The sequence below is a fragment of the Sorangium sp. So ce1335 genome, assembly GCF_051521615.1.
Taxonomy (GTDB): domain Bacteria; phylum Myxococcota_A; class Polyangia; order Polyangiales; family Polyangiaceae; genus Sorangium.
Map to the genome: position 1 here is coordinate 8459651 of NZ_CP150363.1, position 17733 is coordinate 8477383.

General features: G+C 74.6%; 10 protein-coding genes. 7 read left to right on the plus strand and 3 right to left on the minus strand.

The genetic code is table 11. The features are described 5' to 3' along the window. The first annotated feature begins 25 nt into the window (after nt 1–25). Nucleotides 26–2266, plus strand: coding sequence for an alkaline phosphatase D family protein (locus tag WMF24_RS31225; RefSeq protein WP_437731068.1), 2241 nt, complete (start codon nt 26–28; stop codon nt 2264–2266). Between the two features lie 217 nt (nt 2267–2483). Here the strand turns inward: WMF24_RS31225 and WMF24_RS31230 are convergent, their stop codons facing one another. Together WMF24_RS31230 and WMF24_RS31235 are read right to left on the minus strand one after the other, a co-directional pair. Beyond that, the gene (locus tag WMF24_RS31230) at nt 2484–3749 is read right to left on the minus strand and encodes a hypothetical protein (RefSeq protein ID WP_437731069.1); all 1266 of its coding nucleotides are present in this window, start codon (nt 3747–3749) and stop codon (nt 2484–2486) included. Then, nucleotides 3746–5749: a zinc-ribbon domain-containing protein gene (locus tag WMF24_RS31235; protein ID WP_437731070.1), complete on the minus strand. Its 2004-nt coding sequence runs from the start codon at nt 5747–5749 to the stop codon at nt 3746–3748. Before WMF24_RS31235 ends, WMF24_RS31230 begins: the two co-directional genes overlap by 4 nt. A 221-nt stretch (nt 5750–5970) precedes the next feature. Between WMF24_RS31235 and hisF the strand changes: the two genes are divergently transcribed. The 6 genes from hisF (at nt 5971) to WMF24_RS31265 (ending at nt 14981) form a co-directional block, all read left to right on the plus strand. Beyond that, nucleotides 5971–6783, plus strand: a complete 813-nt coding sequence (hisF, locus tag WMF24_RS31240; RefSeq protein ID WP_437731071.1) for an imidazole glycerol phosphate synthase subunit HisF — start codon at nt 5971–5973, stop codon at nt 6781–6783. Then, nucleotides 6780–9410, plus strand: coding sequence for a hypothetical protein (locus WMF24_RS31245; protein ID WP_437731072.1), 2631 nt, complete (start codon nt 6780–6782; stop codon nt 9408–9410). Before hisF ends, WMF24_RS31245 begins: the two co-directional genes overlap by 4 nt. Nucleotides 9411–9443: 33 nt before the next feature. After that, on the plus strand, nt 9444–9827 hold the full coding sequence (locus WMF24_RS31250; protein WP_437731073.1) for a DUF533 domain-containing protein: 384 nt from the start codon (nt 9444–9446) through the stop codon (nt 9825–9827). 533 nt (nt 9828–10360) lie between these two features. Next, a complete protein-coding gene (locus tag WMF24_RS31255) occupies nt 10361–12010 on the plus strand; it encodes a delta-60 repeat domain-containing protein (RefSeq protein WP_437731074.1) in 1650 nt (549 codons plus the stop codon). 33 nt (nt 12011–12043) lie between these two features. Then, on the plus strand, nt 12044–13495 hold the full coding sequence (locus WMF24_RS31260; RefSeq protein ID WP_437731075.1) for an imelysin family protein: 1452 nt from the start codon (nt 12044–12046) through the stop codon (nt 13493–13495). Then, complete coding sequence (locus WMF24_RS31265) at nt 13482–14981, plus strand: HTTM domain-containing protein (protein ID WP_437731076.1); 1500 nt, start codon at nt 13482–13484, stop codon at nt 14979–14981. Before WMF24_RS31260 ends, WMF24_RS31265 begins: the two co-directional genes overlap by 14 nt. Nucleotides 14982–15029: 48 nt before the next feature. Here the strand turns inward: WMF24_RS31265 and WMF24_RS31270 are convergent, their stop codons facing one another. Continuing rightward, nucleotides 15030–17519 (minus strand): TonB-dependent receptor family protein, encoded by a 2490-nt coding sequence (locus WMF24_RS31270; protein WP_437731077.1) that lies wholly within the window; start codon nt 17517–17519, stop codon nt 15030–15032. Nucleotides 17520–17733: the final 214 nt, after the last annotated feature.

Consider the following 17733-nt stretch of genomic DNA (forward strand, 5'->3'; position numbering starts at 1 on the left):
TCCGTCGTTGAGAGGACTTCAGTCGATGATGAGACGCCGAGACTTTCTTCGCGCCACCCTGGTGACCGCTGGCTCGGTGGTGGTGCCGACGGCTTGCTCCGAGGAAGAGGGGTTGCCCGGCGCGTGCGACGTGTCCGAGAACGACTCGTTCTTCCCCCAGTCGGTGGCCTCCGGAGACCCGAAGCCGGACAGCGTCGTGCTGTGGACCCGGGTCGCAGGCGGCGGCCACAAGACGGATCTCGCCGTGGCGCTCGTCGTCGCGCTCGACGAGGCGTTCACCCAGCTCGTCGAGCTCAAGCTGGCCTCCAGCAACGTGGCCACCGCAGGGGCGGGCAGCACGCGGGTCCCCGTGACGGCCCGGGCGGAGTTCGATTACTGCGTCAAGGTCAAGGTGAGCGGCCTGAGCCCCGGGACCACGTATTACTACCGGTTCTATTACACGACAGCAGAGGGCTGCTTCAGCTCGCGCGTCGGGCGGACGCGGACGGCGCCTGCGCCCGACGCGGACGTGCCGGTGCGCTTCGCCTTCGTGTCGGGTCAGGACTACGTCGGTCGCTACTTCAACGCCCTCGCAGCCCTGGCGAATCAGCCGATCGACTTCATCGTCCACCTCGGGGACTACATCCACGAGACGACAGGGGATCCGAGCGCCCCGCTCCCCGCGCCGCAGCGCGAGGTCGCCCTCTCCGACGTGAGCGGCGCCATCACCTTGGAGCCGGCGGAGGGCGTCGAGGTCCACGCCGCGAGGTCGCTGAACAACTACCGGGAGCTCTACAGGACGTACCGGAGCGACCGGGCGCTCCAGCGGTTGCACGAGCGCTTTCCCATGATCGTCATCTGGAACGATCACGAGTTCTCCGACGACTGCCACGGCGCGACAGCCACCTATACCAACGGCCGAGATCAGGAGGAGGACAAGGACCGCCGCAAGGCGGCAAATCAGGCCTGGTTCGAGTACATGCCTGTCGACTACCGGGCGGGCGACGGCTTCCGCTACGACAGGTCGGCCGAGTACCCGGAGGACATCTCGATTTACCGGGACTTCACCTTCGGGAAGCACGTCCACCTCGTGATGACGGATCTCCGCTCGTACCGGGCGGATCACCTGATCCCGGAGGACGCCTTCCCCGGGAAGATCGTGATGGACCAGTCGTCGATCCAGGCTCTGCTCGGGGAGACCATACCCCCGTACGCGAGCCGCTACGCTGACATCGACGACGACGAGTACAAAGACTACAGAGACGCACTCGAGGCCATCGCGCCCACGCTCGGATTCGACCCGAACTTCGGGTACAAGCAAGGCGAGGGGCCCCGCATCATCAGCGCCACCTACATCAACGAGATGGTGCCGATACTGAACGAGCATCGGGAAGGAGAGCCGCTGCCCCTCATCGACAGGACCTCGATGGGCTTCATGGATAGCGGTATCTCCTACGCCGACCTCGGGAAGACCGACTATTTCAGCGCGCTCGGGTCGCGCTACCTCGTGTTCAAGGACGCCTTCGACGCGGTGTCGCAGCTCGCCGGAGACGCCCAGGTCATGGGAGAAGCGCAGAAGGCCTGGTTCGAGGACACGATCGACGAGTCGGAGAGCACATGGACGGTGTGGGGGAGCTCGTGCTGCATCTCCCAGCTCGCCATCGATCTCACGATGTCGACGGCCGAGCCGCTCAACCGGCCCTACTACCTGCGCTCCGACGGCTGGGACGGCTTCCGCGCGCAGCGGAACGAGATCATCACGGCGCTCGCCAACCGCGGCAACGCGGTGGCGATCTCGGGTGATCTCGGCGCCTTCCTCGCGGGGACGCCGGCGGTGGACACCGCCCCCACGACGAAGATAGTGGAGTTCGCCGGCGCTGCGGTGGCGGCGTCCACGCTCCGCGCGACGCTGGCGAAGCAGGTGGCAAGCCACCCGCTGAAGGACGCCCCCGAAGCGGGGAACATCGCCGAGACCATCGAGACGCACCTCGTCAACAAAGGCACGAAGATCAATCCCCACCTCGCCTTCTGCAAGCCCGACAGAAACGGGTTCTGCATCGCCGAGGCGAACGCCGACGAGTTCGTCGTCACCATGTACCAGCTCCCCGAGAGCGCGCTCGCCGAGCCCCTGTACGAGGAGGCCGACGCCGCCGCGCTCGAGGAGCAGATCACGATCGAGCGGTTCAAGACGGTCAAGACGCCCCGGGGCGAGCCGTCGGAGCTGTTCCATCAGAGCGGGGACACCTGGAAGAAGTGGAGCCCGGACGCAGTGGACTGGGAGCAGTAGCCCGGCGCCGCGTCGGCCAGGCGCGTCGCCGGTCGCGGGGGCGCCGGGGCCAGGCTCTCCGGGGCGAACGTCAGCGCCTAGAACAACTATCAATCACGTTGAGCGAGCGAGAAATGAACCGCCAAGACGCCGAGGACGCCAAGAAGAAGACAATGTCTTGGCGTCTTGGCGGTTCGAAGTTCTGCTCGTTTCAGGCGGGTTCAACCCGTTTGTTGCTCTAGCGGGCCAGCATCACCACGGTGCCGTCGCGGCAGGCGATCGCCATGCGCTCCTCGCCGGCCGGGACGACGGCGACGGGCGTGGAGCAGAGGCGCTCGGCGGCGATCGAGACGTTGCCGTCCGCCTCGACGACGCCGGCGCGGCCGCCCGCACGCGCGAAGCCGATGCGGCCGGCGCGATCGACGACGACCGGCGGGCTCGGCTTCGCGTCCAGCGGGCCGAGGAGGCCGGAGGCGCCGGCGTCCGCGGGCGACGCGGGCGGAGGTCGGTCGAGGACGCCGCGGAGCGCCTCGTTGCCCGAGGGGTCGACGCCGACGAGCAGGCCGGAGGCCGCGAGGACGACGGCGACGCCCCCGGCGCCGATGGCCGGCGGCCCGTCGAGCGCGCCGAGGGCGCTGCCGAGGCGGACCCCGGTGGTCCCGGTGGGCAGATCCAGGGCGACGAGGCGGCGGCCGTCGACCACCGCGAGCAGCGTGCGGGCGTCGGCCAGCGCGGCGCCGCGGCGGGGGAGGCCGCCGAGGGAGCCGAGCCGGCGAGGCGCGCTGGGAGGACGCCAGGTCAGCACCGCGCCCGACTCGGTGGTCACGAGCGTGCCCTCCGGCCCCGCCAGCAGGGCGCCTGTCGCGCGCTCGGGGATGTCGGCGCGCGCGCGCACGCTGCCGTCCGCGGCGAGCTCGACAAGCGAGCGCCCCGCGGCCGCCACGAGCCCGCCGTCGTCCAGCGCGAGCGGCGTCACGTCGGCGTCGCGGCCGCGGAGGCCGAGGGGGACCGCGAAGCGCACGCTGCCCGCGGGCGTGAGCCCGACGGCGAGGCCGGCCGAGGTGATCATCGCGACGGTGCCGTCGCTCGTGAGCACGGCGGGCGCGAGCGGCGCGCTGTCGCCGATGCGCACGCGCCAGCGCTCGCGGCCGTCCGCGCCCAGCTTGACGACCTCGGGGACCGTCAGCGTGAGGATGAGGTCGCCGCGTTCGTCCGCGAGCGGCGCCGCGTCGATGCCGCCGCGGAGCTGCCTCCTCCAGGATTCCCGCGCTGGAAACGGGAGCCTCGCCGCCGAGCGGCCGGTGCGGCGCGCGTCGACCCGCTCGCTCGGGGCGAAGCCGCGGGGCGCGCCGACGACGACGGTGTGCGGCCGGCTCGTGTCCACGGCGTCGGCGAGGGCGAGCGGCGCCGCGGCGGGGAGCAGGGCCGCGGCCGCAACGAGGCCCGCCCGCCACAGGCGGGGCGGCCGGCGCGGGCCGCGATCTGTCGCGCGGGCGGCGCTCACCGGGCGCCCTTCACGGTGAACTCGACAGACACCTCGGGGATCACGGCGCCGTCCGGCGCCGTGAACGGGGGCGCGACGGTGCCGTAGGCGGTGAGGACGTCGCCGCGCTGGGCCGGGTTCTCGGCGCCGTGGACGAGCCGGACCTTGCACGCGCCCGGGGCGCGCGGCGCGGCGGTCGCCGTGCCCTCCTTGCAGCCGGACGCGGGCGACACCGAGAGCAGGAGCAGCGTCGAGTACCCCTGCCGGCGCGTCTCGAGGACCTCGCCGGCGAGCGCGATGGGCTTGCCGAGGAGATCCGCGCCGCCAGCGGCGAGCGCGGCGTACCCGAGGGGGCTCCTGGCGGCGAACTCCTTCGCGGCGGTGTCGAGCCGGTCGACGCGGCGCACCGCGATCTTCGCGATGCGCGGCGCCATGCCCTGCATCTTGGCGCGGACCTCGAACTGGGTCGCGCCGACGGACGAGACGTTCATCACGTGCGCGAAGGTGCCGTCGGGGCGCACGGCGATCGGGTGCGCGCCGGCGAGGAGCTGCGCCCCGCGCGCCGTGCGCCCGGCCAGCACGAAGCTCTCCTTGTCGATGACGACGCTCGGCCCGGGCGCCTCGATGAAGAGCGGGACGATGCCGACCGCCACGCTCACCATGCCCTGCTCGCGCGGGCCGTCGGGCGGCGTGACGGTGTACGGCACCTGCCGGCTCAGCGTCTTCGCCTCGTCCGATTGCCCCGTGACCGCCTCGGTCACGTCGATCGCCTCGATCGCGCGGCCGCTCGCGAGCGCGACCTCCTTGCCGTCGAGGACGACCTGCGTGCCGGTGCTCGCCTCGACGACGACCTGGATCGACGGGCGCTCCCCTTGCAGCGTGCCGAGGTCGGGGCGGATGCGGTAGGCGACGTGGATCGAGACGCCGACCGTCTCGTCGCGCCCGTTGCCGGGGCGGTCGATCGCGACCTTCATCCGGTTGTCGCCCACGGAGAGCGGGCTCGCGAGCGGGATGTGGGCGACGCGGCCGGCGATCGTCGCGCGGCCCTCGCCGATGGAGACGGCGGTGCCGTCGGGGCAGGTCTCGCAGCGGAGCTCGATCACCTCGCGGCCGCCGGCATCGGCGCGGGCGCGCGCGGTGACCGGGGGCGCGCTCGGCCAGAGCAGCGCGAAGAGCACCGCGCCGAGCGCGAGCACGCCGCCCGCGGCGACGACGGCGACGGCCCGGCGCGAGGTGCGCGCGCGCTTCCTGGCGGGCAGCGGCGGCCCGAGGCGCTGCTTCAGGTTCAGGCGCTGCGGGTGCATGAGCGCCGGGTTCCGCAGCGCCGGAGCGCGGACGCGGACCGGGGCGATCGTGGCGCCGAGCTCGGCCGCCGGCTGGTAGCGCGCGTCGAGCTCGGGATCGGGGGCGAACGGCGCCGGGGCGCCGGGGGCTGGCTCGTACGCGGAAGGCGCGCCGGCCGCGAGCGGCGCGATGCCGGGCCGGGCGACGCCGACGAGGGTGCGGGACGCGGACGGCGGCGGCGCCGGGGCGCGCGGCGGTGCGAGGCCCGGCGCGAGCGGCACGGTGTGGTCGAGGGGCGGCGCGCCCGGCGGGGCGTGGTGCGCCGCGGGCGCGTCGAGGCGCGCGCCGGGCGGCGCGGCGCCGGCGTCGAGGCGCGCTGCCGCGGCGCCCATGGCCGGGGTTCCGACGACGAGCGTGCCCCCGGCGAGGCGCGGGTCCGCCGGCGCGGGCGGCGGGCCGAAGACCGCGGCGGGCATGCCGACGAGCGTGCGCGAGCCGGCGCCCGGCGCGCCGGCCATCGGCGGCAGCGCGGCCTTGCCGGGGGCCGGGGCGAACGGATCGGCCGGGGCGGGCGTGGATTGCCGGAGCAGCTCGGGGAGCGCGACGCCGACCATGGTGCGCGCCACGGGCCTCGAGCCGTGGGGGCCCGAGCCGCCCGGCGGCGTGAGCGCGGCGCCGCAATGCGGACACGCGGCCGAGCTCTCGGGGATGGGTTTCCCGCAGTGCGGGCAGTGCATGGGCGCCATCGTAGCGAGGAACCGCGGCGCGGTCAGGCTCCGGGCGCTCCGGTCCGCGCGGCGGGGCCGGCCCCGCCGATGGAAATCGCGTGGCGCGCGCGGGCGGGCATGCGCCTGAGCATCGCGCGGGCGCGCGGGCGGGCGCGCTCGGGGGCCCAGGCGGCGGGTCGCCGCCGCGCAACAGTTGGCCCGCGCGCGGCAGGTACGCTAACGCGGACGGTATGCTCGCGAAGCGCATCATCCCGTGCCTCGACGTCAAGGACGGCCGCGTCGTGAAGGGCGTCCGCTTTGTGGGGCTGCGGGACGCCGGCGATCCCGTGGAGGCCGCCCGTCGTTACGACGCCGAGGGAGCGGACGAGATCACGTTCCTCGACATCACCGCGTCGCACGAGAAGCGCGGCATCATCCTCGACGTCGTCGCGCGCACGGCGGACGTGCTGTTCACCCCGCTGACGGTCGGAGGCGGCGTCAAGTCCGAGCAGGACATCGAGGCGCTCCTCCACGCGGGGGCCGACAAGGTGGCGATCAACACGGCCGCGGTCAACGATCCCGACCTCGTGCGGCGCGCCGCGGACCGGTGGGGCACGCAGGCGATCGTGGTGGCGATCGACGCGCGCCGCGTCGCGGATCCCTCGCGCGTGGCCTGGACGGTGGTGACCCACGGCGGCCGGCGCGACACGGGGCGCGACGCCGTCGCGTGGGCGGAGGAGATCGCGCGCGCGGGCGCCGGCGAGCTGCTCGTCACGAGCATGGACCGCGACGGCACGCGCGACGGGTACGACCTCCTGCTGACCTCGGCCATCGCGCGGGCGGTGCCGGTCCCGGTGATCGCGTCGGGCGGCGTCGGGACGCTGGATCACCTTCGCGCAGGCCTCGTCGAGGGCGGCGCCGACGCGGCGCTGGCCGCGTCGATCTTCCACGACGGCGAGTACACGATCGGCGAGGCGAAGGCGTACCTCGAGGCGGCGGGCGTGCCGGTCAGGCCGGCGCGCGCGGGCGGGTCGGGCGCGGCGGCGGCGCGGGGGCGCTCGTGAGCGCCTGCGTCACGCTGGACGAGGTCCTCGCGGCGGCGCACGCGCGGTGCGCGTCGCTGGTGCCGGAGACGTCGGGCTACCTCGCGCTGGCGGTGAGCGACGCGACGTCGCGGCTGCCGCTGCGGCTCGACGATCGCGCGGTGCTGCTCACGACCGAGGGGACGGTCACGGTGCGCACGCGCGGCGAGCCGGTGGCGCCCGCCGAGGCGGCGCGGCTCTTGCGCGACCTGCTCGCGCGGCTGCTCGCGGTGTCCGCCGGCAGCATGCCGAACCTCGCGGCGACGGCGCGCCCGCGCGCCGGGTCGGAGCGGGACCCGGACGCGGTCGCGCGGGAGCTCGAGGCCGCGCTGATCCCGGTGAACCGCAACGCCGCTCGGCGCGCGCTGGCGCGGCTCGCCCGCGAGACGCTGCGCGCCAGGGAGGCCGGCCGGCTGAGGCGCGCGCGCGCGGAGGCGCAGGCGAGGCCGGCGGCGGCGGAGGCGCGCGAGGCGGCGGCGCCTGCGGCCCGCGACGAGGCGGCGGCGCCTGCGGCCCGCGGCGAGGCGGCGGCGGCCCGCGACGAGGCGGCAGCGGCGGCGCGCCGTCGCGGCGAGGTCGCCGCGACGGCGCGCGGCGAGGTCGCCGTCGCGCCGCGCGCGCCCGCCATCGTGGAGCTGACGCTCAGCCCTGGGCCGGTCGCTCCGGCGGTCGTGGAGCTGACCCTCAGCCCCGGGCTCGTCGCGTGCGAGACCGCCGGCGTGACGGTTGCGGCCCCTGCGATCGCGGGCGATGTCGCCGGGACCGCTGCCGCAGCCGAGGCGAGCGCGCCGTCTCCGGAGATGGCGCCATCGCCGGAGCACGCCACGCAGGTCGACGCGCTGGTCGAGGCAGTCCCCGAGCCGACGCCCACGGTCGTGCAGGCGGCGGTGGTGGACATCGAGGCAGCGGGGGCGCCGGCCGAGATCCCGGCCATCCCGGAGCTCATCGAGCCAGCGCGATCGATCGCGCCCGTGGCGCCGATCGCGCCCGTCGCGACGCCCGCTCCCGCGGTGGCGGCCGTCGCGGGTGCCGAGGAGCGCGTGGCGCTCGCGTCGGCGGCGGCTGCTGCGCTCGATGCGGCGTCGTACCGGGAAGCGCTCACGAGCCCCGAGGGCATCGAGGTGTTCCTCGTCGAGCTCTCCCCTGCCCCCGCCGGCGTCGTGCCGCCATCCCAGGAACCGACGCCGACGCAGTCGATCCTCGTCGAATTCTCGCCAGATCCCGGCGTCGTCGCGCCGCTCTCGCAGGAGCCTACGCCGACCGTGGCCGCCGCCGTGTGGGCGGAGATGGAATCTGCCGCCGGTGCCGCGGCCACGAGCGCCGCCGACGTCCTCGCTGCCCCCGCCGAGGCGCCTGCCGTTGTCGACGAGGCGCCCGCCGTCGTCGCCGATGCACCCGCCGTCGTCGCCGAGGCGCCCGCCGTCGTCGCCGAGGCGCCCGCCGTCGTCGCCGAGGCTCCTGCCGTCGTCGCCGAGGCACCCGCCGTCGTCGCCGAGGCACCCGCCGTCGCCGCCGAGGCGCCCGCCGTCGTCGCCGAGGCGCCCGCCGTCGTCGCCGAGGCGCCCGCCGTCGTCGCCGAGGCGCCCGCCGTCGTCGCCGAGGCGCCCGCCGTCGTCGCCGATGCACCCGCCGTCGTCGCCGAGGCTCCTGCCGTCGTCGCCGAGGCTCCTGCCGTCGTCGCCGATGCACCCGCTGAGGCGCCCAGCGCAGCCACCGTGGCTCCCATCGTCGTGGCCGGCGCTCCCGCCGCCGACGCTTCCGAGGTCGCGACCGATCCCCCGGCGGACGCCGTCGAGACCGCGCGCGCCCCCGCCATCCAGGTCCTGCTCGAGGCCGCATCAGCGCTCCAGGTCACCCCGGCCTACGGCGGGTGGCCCCTCTTCCAGCGGAGCGACGTCGCCGTCGCGTCCGCCCCTCGGCGAGCGAGCCTCGCGCCGGTCGAGGAGACGCCGGCCGCGCGGCACACGCTGCCCTGGCCGATCCCCGCGCAGCGCGGCGACGACGCTCCGTCCGCCGCGTCCCTTGCAGCGCCGCCCGCGGACGTGGCGCCGGTGGAGGAGCCGTGCCCCGCGGGCCTCGATCCCATCGACGCGATCGTGTGGAGCGCCTCGCGGCGATCCCCGAGCACGCGCCCCCCGGCCGACGGCGCGGGCCCGTCCCGGGTCGACGAGCTCGTCGCACGCTTCGCGGCGCAGTCGGAGCACAGCGCGCAGCGCCGCGCCGCGCGCAGCATGAAGGCGCTCGCGGGCCTCGATCCCACGCTCACACCCCCGCCGGTCGCCGCGCTCTCCGCGATCCCGGCGCTCGCGGCTTCCAGCGCGGTCTCGCCGCTCGCCGCGGCGAGGCCGCCCGTTCCGTCCGAGGACGCCTCGCCCGGCGCTGGGCCGGCCGCGCTCGACGAGGACCGCAGGCCGCCTGCGCCCCTCGTGACCCCGCGGCGGCGGGGCCTGTCCTTGTGGCTCGCGCTCGTCGCGATCGCGCTTCTCTGCGCCTTGATCGTCGGGACGCTGCGGCCGGGGCTCTTCGCCTCGCTGGCCGAGCCGCTCGCGCGCGGCGCGCTCCACGCGGTGCCGCGCGCGGAGGCGGGGACGCCGCCCCCTCACGATTGACGCTGCCCCGGAGGAGCGACGACACTCGTCGCCATGCAAGAGATGAACATGGCGATCGTGAAATCGCTCGTGAGCGTGGCGTGGGCGGACGGCGAGTTCCACGACGCCGAGCGCGAGATGGTGGAGGGGCTGATCGCGGCGTTCGAGGCGAACGAGGAGCAGGCGAAGGAGATCCGCGCCTACGCCGCCGAGAAGAAGACCCTGGACGACGTGCCCCTCGCCGAGCTCGGCGGCGACGAGCGCCGCGCGCTGCTCCAGCACGCGGTGCTGCTCACCTTCGTCGACGGCGAGCAGCACGACGCGGAGAAGCAGTACATCGCCGCGCTCTGCAAGAAGCTCGAGCTCCCTGAGACCGAGTCCGAGCACCTCATCAAGGCGGCCGAGGTCCGCGCCCGCCGGCTCCTCACCCTGCTCTGACCCGACGGGCGCGGGGTCCGCGCGCTGCCGGCGCTCCCGCGGCGCGCTGGATCAGCCGCCCTGAGGGCCTTGCGGCGGGCCGAGCTCGGCTCGCGCAGCCCCTTGTCGAGCGACTTGCCGATGCCCGAGGGCCACCGGCGTAGGTCTGGATGCCCCCCCGGATGCGCTCGCGATCGCACGCGCCGATGCACCGGAGCGCCGCGCCGAACTCGGGCGTGCGGTACGAGCCCCGGTAGAAGAAATTGACGCCGCGCTCGTGGGCTCGCTCGACGTCGCGCCCCCAGATGCCGTGAGCCGACGCGCCGCCCATCGCTTGGCCTCCGCGCTCGGCGTGGCTCGCGCTCCGCCGAGCGGCTCGGACGATCGCCGCGCGGCGGAGGCAGCGCGGAGATCCGTTCCTGAAGGATCCCGCGAATCCAGGCCTCGACGGGGCGGGTGTAGCGGAATGTCTTGACAGGAACGTCACCCTGGCAGAAAACAGCTATCCTCGGTAAACGACTTTCATTATCAACATCATGAGGGAGCCGTCGATCATGCTTGCGAAGAGAACCTCGCTGTCCGCGCCGCGGACGGCGCTCGCCACGTTCGGACTGTCCTGGTGCCTGCTGCTCGGCGGCGTGGCCGCGTGCGGTGACGATACCGACGACACGCTGGGCACGGGCGGCGCTGGCGGCGCTGGCGGCGCCACCTCGACGAGCAGCAGCGGTACCGGCGGCGACGGCGGCGCTGGCGACGGCGGCGCTGGCGGCGGCGACGGCGGCGCTGGCGGCGGCGACGGCGGCGCTGGCGGCGGCGACGGCGGCGCTGGTGGCGGCGACGGCGGCGCTGGCGGCGGCGACGGCGGCGCTGGCGGCGCTGGCGGCGGCGACGGTGGCGCTGGCGGCGGCGACGGCGGCGGCGGCACCGGCGAGGAGCCCTGGGCGAGCGGCTTCGCAGGCGTCGTGGCGCTCGATGAGGCCGCGGACGACCGCTTCTGGGCCGTCGCGTTCGACGCCGACTCGAGGGCCTACGCCGCGGGGCACGTGGCCGTCGGCGGCGACACCCACATGGCGGTGGCGCGCTTCAACACCGACGGCTCGTTCGACACGACCTTCGGCACGAACGGCATCGCGAGGGTCAACGTCGTCGAGGGCGGGACCACCGAGACCGCGCGGGGCATCGTCGTGCAGTCCGACGGCAAGGTCGTGCTCGCGGGCAACGTCGAGCACGACCCGAGCGCCACGCCGTCCGACGCGGATCTCGCGGTCGTCCGGCTCAACGCCGACGGCACGCTCGACACGACCTTCGGCAACGACGGCGTCGCCATCGTCGATCTCGGCGCCGGCGAGGGCAACACGGGCGACCTGCTCTGGGGCGTCGACCGCGACGCCGAGGACGCGCTCGTCCTGTTCGCCAGCAAGAAGGCGGCGGACCGCGCCGACCGGGACCGCGCGATCGTGAAGCTCACCGCGGACGGCGATCTCGACACCACCTTCGCGACCGAGGGCGTTCACACGCTCGACGTCGACGGGCTGAACCTCGGCGACAACCCGCGCAACGGCTTCGTGCAGGCCGACGGCAAGATCGTCTCCTCCGGCTACACGAACGTGGGGGGCCGCAACCAGATCGTGCTGCTGCGGCTGAACGCCGACGGCACCCCCGACACGACCTTCTCCTCCGACGGCGTCGCGAGGCTCTCGCCGTTCCCGGTCGGCATGGCCGAGGCCTACGGCGCGGCGCGCCAGTCCGACGGGAAGTACGTGACCACCGGCTACGGGCGCGCCGAGGAGAGCGGCGCCGTGGATCTCGTGTCCTTCCGCGTCACCCCCACGGGCGGGTTCGACGCCTCCTGGGGCGTGGGCGGCGGCATCGTGCTCGACGTGGCCGGCGACAACGACCGCGGGCGCAACCTCCTCGTCCTCCCCGACGATCGCGTCGTGATGGTCGGCAGCGCCACCCCCGCGACCGGGAACGTCGACGCGATGATCGCCGTGTACGACCCGAACGGCGCCCCGGACGCGACCTTCGACGCGAGCGGCCACCGGCTCTACAGCTTCGATCGCTCCGACGACTCGCTCTTCGGCGTGGCGGTGTCGCCGGACGGCGCCTGGCTCGCGGCCGCCGGATACCGGTCCGACGGCAACGGGCCCGAGGACGACGACGCGACGCTGATCCTGCTGCCCGTCCCCGGCCCGCGGGACTGACGCGCCCCACCCATGAACCGCGCGAGGCCGAGAATGAACAGCATTCGGAACGAGCGGGCCCGCCGCCTCCCGACGGCGCTCCTGCTGTCGCTCCTCGGCCTCACGACGGCCGTCGCGTGCCGCAAGCCGCCCCCGGACGAGGTCGTCTACACGGGCCAGGGCGCCGGGCCCGGCGGCGCGCAGCCGCCGGGCAGCGGCGGGCTGCCGCCGGGCAGCGGCGGCCCGCAGCCGCCGGACAGCGGCAGCGGCGGCGCGCCGCCCGCGCCCTCGACCGGGAGCGGCGCCACGGGCGACGCGACGGCCGCGTCGACCACCGCGGCGACCACCGGCGCGGGGGGCGGCGAGCCGGTCGGCGGCGACGTGTGCGCGCCGGTCCCCGTCGACGAGGGCCCCTTCAGCAAGGCGAAGCTGCTCGCGGCGGCCGCCGACTGCGCGCTGAACCGCGCCTGCGAGTTCGAGGCGCAGGCGCGCGCCCTGAGCGAGCGCGCCTCGGCCCTCTCCCGCGACCCGGGCGGGCCTGACACCGCCGCCGCCGCGCGCGGCGCCTGGCTATCGGCCATGCGGGTCTGGCAGGAGGCGGAGATCTTCCGCTTCGGGCCCGCGGCGAGCTCCACGCAGCCCGGGGGTCAGGACCTCCGGGATCAGATCTACGCCTGGCCGCTCGTGAGCCGGTGCAAGGTCGAGGAGCAGATCGTGAGCCGGGCCTACGCGCAGCCGAGCTTCTCCTCGTCGCTCATCAACGGCCGCGGCCTCGCGGCGTTCGAGTACCTCGTCTTCTACCCCGGCGTCGACAACGCCTGCTCGCAGTACTCGCCCATCAACGCGGGCCGCACCTGGGCGGCGCTCGGCGCCGGCGATCTCGCGCAGCGCAAGGCCGACTACGCCGCCGCGGCGGCCGCGGACGTGCTCGCCCGCGCGGGCGCGCTCGCGCGCGCCTGGGCGCCCGAGCCCGGCAGCTTCCGGGACAAGCTCACCCAGGCCGGCCGCGGGAGCCCCGTCTTCGCGACCGAGCAGGACGCGCTCAACGCGGTGACCGACGCGATGTTCTACATCGAGAAGGAGCTCAAGGACTGGAAGCTCGGCCGGCCCCTCGGCTTCACCGAGGACTGCGCAACGCCCAGCTGCCCGGAGGCGATCGAGTCCCGCTACGCCCAGGCCTCGGCGGCGCACCTCCGGGCCAACCTGAGCGGCTTCCGGCGCCTGTTCCAGGGCTGCGGCGAGGGCGGCCAGGGCGTCGGGTTCGACGACTGGCTGCGCGAGGTCGGCTCGGCCGATCTCGCCGATCGCATGCTGGCGGCGCTGACGGGCGCCCAGGCGGCCGTGGACACGCTCGACGCGCCGCTCGAGCAGGCGCTCTCGAGCGACCGCGCGCGGGTCGAGGCCGTCTACACCGCCGTGAAGGCCCTGACGGACCTGCTCAAGACGGAGTTCGTCAGCGCGCTGAACCTCGAGCTCCCCCAGTCGTCGGAAGGTGACAACGACTGAGCTCCCCCTGAGCGCGCGCCCCCGCCGTCTCGCGGCCGCGTTGTCGCGCGCGGCCGGCGCGCTGTCTCGCCCGGTCGACATCGCCTGGCTCGCCGCGCTCCGCGCCCTGTTCGGGCTCACGATGTGCGTGAGCATGGCGCGCTTCATCGCCTACGGCTGGATCGACGAGCTCTTCGTCAAGCCGACCTTCCATTTCAAGTACTGGGGCCTCGCCTGGGTCGAGCCGCTTCCGCCCGCCGGGATGCACGCGCTGTTCTGGGCGCTCGCGGGGCTCGCCCTGGCCATCTCCGTCGGCTTCGCGTTCCGCGTCGCGGCGCCCCTGTTCGTCGTCGGCTTCACCTACCTGCAGGCCATCGACGTCACGACGTACCTCAACCACTACTACCTCGCGAGCCTGCTCGGCCTCCTGCTCGCCGCGTCGCCCGCGCACCGCGCGTGGTCGATCGACGCGCTGCTCGCGCGGCGCCACGAGCGCTCCGTCCCGGCCGCGTGGCTCTACCTGCTCCGCTTCCAGGTCGGCGTTGTCTACACGTTCGCGGGGCTCGCCAAGGCCCACGCCGACTGGCTCCTGCACGCGCAGCCGCTCCGGATCTGGCTGGGATCGCGCACGGACATGCCCGTCATCGGCCCGCTCTTCACGCACCCGTGGGCCGCGCCGCTCATGAGCTGGGCGGGGTTCCTGTTCGACACGAGCATCGTCTGGCTGCTGCTCGTCCGGCGGATCCGACCGTTCGCGTACGCCGCCGTGATCGTGTTCCACGCCCTCACGCGCGCGCTGTTTCCCATCGGCATGTTCCCGGTGATCATGGTCCTTTCCGCGCTCGTGTTCTTCTCGCCGTCGTGGCCGCGCCGGCTCCTCGCCCGGGCGCGCGCGCTCCTCGGCCGCCGTGGCGCCGGCGCGTCGCCCGCGCCCGCCGGCGCGCCGGGGGCGACGACATCGCCCGACCTCGAGCCGGCGGTGACGCCCGCGCCCCCCCTCGCGCCGGAGGCGACGCCATGGCCGCGGCTACGCGCGGTCGGCCTCGCGCTCGGCGTCGCGTACTGCGCGTTCCAGCTCGCGCTGCCGCTCCGCTTCCTCGCGTACGGCGGCAACGTGCGCTGGCACGAGCAGGGGATGCGCTTCTCCTGGCGCGTGATGGTCCGCGAGAAGAACGGGAGCATCACCTTCATCGTCCGGAACCGGGAGACCGGCCGGACGTGGCACGTGAGCCCGCGCGCGTACCTGACGCGCCTCCAGGAGCGCGAGATGGCGGGCCAGCCCGATCTCATCTTGCAGCTCTCCCGCCACATCCGGGACGACTTCGAGCGGCGCGGCCGCGGGCCGGTGGAGGTGCGCGCCGACGCCCTCGTCTCGCTCAACGGCCGCCGCATCGCGCGCCTCATCGATCCCGGCGTCGACCTCGCCTCGGTGCGCGACGGCATCGCCCCGGCGTCCTACATCCTCCCGGGCCCGACGGAGCCTCCGCCCCACATCCGGCCGCTCTGATCGGCGCGATCCCGCGCGGTCCCGCTCGGGTCCGCGCCGGACATCGCGTCAGAACGACGCCTTCATCCCGACCTGGATCCAGCGCGGCGCGTTCGGCCGGGCGCCGAACGGGCGGCGCGACACGATGAACTGCGAGCCGAGGACGTTGCGCGCGTTCGCGTAGAGCACGAGCGGCCCGACGACGCGCACCCTGGCGCTCGCGTCGATCAGGAACTGCTCGTCGGTCGCGAGCGCCCTGGACATGGGCTCGCCGCCGGCCTTCTCGCGCATGGCCGACACGTAGCTGGCGCCCACGTTGAGGCCGGCGCGCTCGTGCTCGACCCCGACCGACAGGCTCGCCTGGTGCCGCGGGACATACGGCATCTCGTCCCCCTTCACCACCCGGCCGAAGATGGGGTCGTCCGAGGTGAAGCTCGAGAGGAACTCGGTCCGGGTGAGCGTGTACGCAGCGCTGATCGGCAGCTTGAGCTCCCCGACCGGGATCTCGTGCTCGGCGTACGCCTCGACGCCGTAGATCCGGGCCTCGCCCGCGTCGTACTGGCGGTCGAGGTCCGCATCGAGGCAGCCGCTCGACAGCGTGCACACATCCGTGATGTTCGAGTAATCGTTGTAGTAGCCGATGACCTCCGCGCGGAGCGGCCCGTCGGCGAAGCGGGCGCCGCCCTCGTAGTTGACGCTGAGCTCGGGCTCGACGTGCTCGTCGCTCCCCGGCGCCGGCGGGCTGAAGCCGCGGTAGACGCCGGCAAGCACCCCGAGCGCCTCGGTGATCGCGTAGTAGGCGCCGACGCCGGGCAGGAGCGCCTGCGCGACCCGCTTCCGCTCGCTCCCGGCCGCGCGGTCCACGAACGCGGAGCGCATGACCTCGACCCGGACGCCGGGGGTCACCGTGAGCGCTCGCCACGTCACGGCGTCGGTCGCGTGGAGCGCGATCGCCTCGGTCCATGCCTCGTTGAGCTGGGTCACGACGGTCGGCCCGCCGTCCGGCACGAGCGCGCCCCCGAGCACGAGGAACCCGTTCTCGCTGTGGCGGCGCTCGACCCTGTCGTAGTGCAGGCGCAGGCCGTACTCGACGCGGTGCGAGACGGGCCCCGTGGCGGTGTTCCAGCGGACGCGGGTCTCCACGCCGTGGGCGGCGAACTCGCGCTCGTTGGGGCCGATGAGCAGCGTCTCCCCCGGCGTCGAGCTGTCGAGCTGCCCGGTGAGCACGGCGTGGTACACCGCGTTCTGCGGCGTGTCGGGCGCGGCGAGCACGTCGAACAGGTTGGCGCCGCGGAAGCCGTTGACCTTTCGCCACACGCGCGAGAAGTCGTTCCGGTAGAGCGTCGTCGTCACGGTGAGGTCGCGCGACGGCTGGAGCACGTGGGTCACGGCGACCGCGGTGCGGTGGTTGCGCATGCGGTCGAGCGCGCTCACGCCGTAGCGGCGGAGCGGGTTCGCCTCGAAGTCCTCGTCGGTGATGCCGAGGTACGTCTCGTTGGAGAGCTCCTCCGAGTACGTGAGCTTGAGGCGGAGCTCGTTCTTGATCGGGGCGGTCGGGTCGACGAGGTAGCTGCCCTTGAGCATCACCTCGTTGCGGTAGAACCCGGTGTCGGCGCCGCTCGGCAGCTCCTTGAAGCCGTCGCTCCGGAGGTGAACGCCCTCGACGAGGACGTCCATCTGGCCGTCGCTCGTCCCAAGGTAGCCGTGCGCCTTGCCGTAGCCGTACTGGCCGAAGGCGAGGTCGAGCGCGCCCGAGGCGAGCGACGGGGCGGATCGGGTGACGAGATCCACGGTGCCGCCGACGGTCTGCGGGCCGTAGGCGATGGCGCCCGGCCCCTTGATCACCCGCACGCTCGCCATGCGCGTGATCAGCGGGAAGTAGTAGGCGGCCGGCGCGGAGTACGGCGCTGGCGAGATGGGGACGCCGTCCTCCATGAGCGTCACCTTCTTGCTGCGGTCAGGGTTGACGCCGCGCACGCCGATGTTCGGCCGCAGACCGAGCCCGTCCTCGCCCCGCACGTACACGCCCGGGACGCTGCCCAGCACGGCGTGCGGGTCGTCGTGCTCGAAGCGCTCGAGCTGGCGCCCCTTGATCACATGGGCAGACCCCGCGGTCCTCGTCACGCGGGTGCCCGCGACCGTGACCTCCACCGGCGCGTCGGCGCGGGGAGCCGCCTGCTCCGGCGGGGCGGCGTCCTGGCCCCCGGCCGGGGCCTCGCCGCCGGGAGCCGCCTGCCCCGGCGGGGCGGCGTCCTGGCCCGGCGCCGGCGCATCGGCGCCGGGAGCCGCCTGCCCCGGCGGGGCCGCAGGTTCCTGGCCAGCGGGCGGCGCCTCGCCGCCGGGAGCCGGCGGCGCGTCGGCGCGGGGAGCCGCCGGCTCCGGCGCGGAAGGGTCCTGGCCTTCCGGCGCCGCTCCGGCGGCGGGAGGGGCCCCCGGAGCGGAGGGATCCGCGCCGGCCTCTGGGCTCGGTTCGGGGGTCTGCGCACGGGCCTGGGCGAGGGTGAGCAGCAGCGCAGGCGCCGCCAGGCCGATCCGGCGCAGGGAGGTACGGAGGAGCATTGAAATGTATTGGATATTACAGACGGTGAACGAGCACCGCGCCGCGCGCTCGGCGGGCTGCGGCATTTCAGGGCGCGACTATCACGCATCTCCATGAAATGAAAGTCAAAGTCAATAGCCCTGGGCCACGGGACGGTGGCCCGTGTGAAGCAGCGCGGATGGGGGAGGCCGCGCCGTGTCCGGTGCATCGCACGGCCTCTCGGCGGAGGTCGGC

Bases quoted from the DNA above. Each gene is read 5' to 3' on its own strand.
- hisF (WP_437731071.1), top strand. From the start codon at position 5,971: ATGCTCGCGAAGCGCATCATCCCGTGCCTCGACGTCAAGGACGGCCGC.
- WMF24_RS31250 (WP_437731073.1), top strand. From the start codon at position 9,444: ATGCAAGAGATGAACATGGCGATCGTGAAATCGCTCGTGAGCGTGGCG.
- WMF24_RS31235 (WP_437731070.1), bottom strand. From the start codon at position 5,749: ATGCACTGCCCGCACTGCGGGAAACCCATCCCCGAGAGCTCGGCCGCG.
- WMF24_RS31260 (WP_437731075.1), top strand. From the start codon at position 12,044: ATGAACAGCATTCGGAACGAGCGGGCCCGCCGCCTCCCGACGGCGCTC.
- WMF24_RS31225 (WP_437731068.1), top strand. From the start codon at position 26: ATGATGAGACGCCGAGACTTTCTTCGCGCCACCCTGGTGACCGCTGGC.
- WMF24_RS31270 (WP_437731077.1), bottom strand. From the start codon at position 17,519: ATGCTCCTCCGTACCTCCCTGCGCCGGATCGGCCTGGCGGCGCCTGCG.
- WMF24_RS31255 (WP_437731074.1), top strand. From the start codon at position 10,361: ATGCTTGCGAAGAGAACCTCGCTGTCCGCGCCGCGGACGGCGCTCGCC.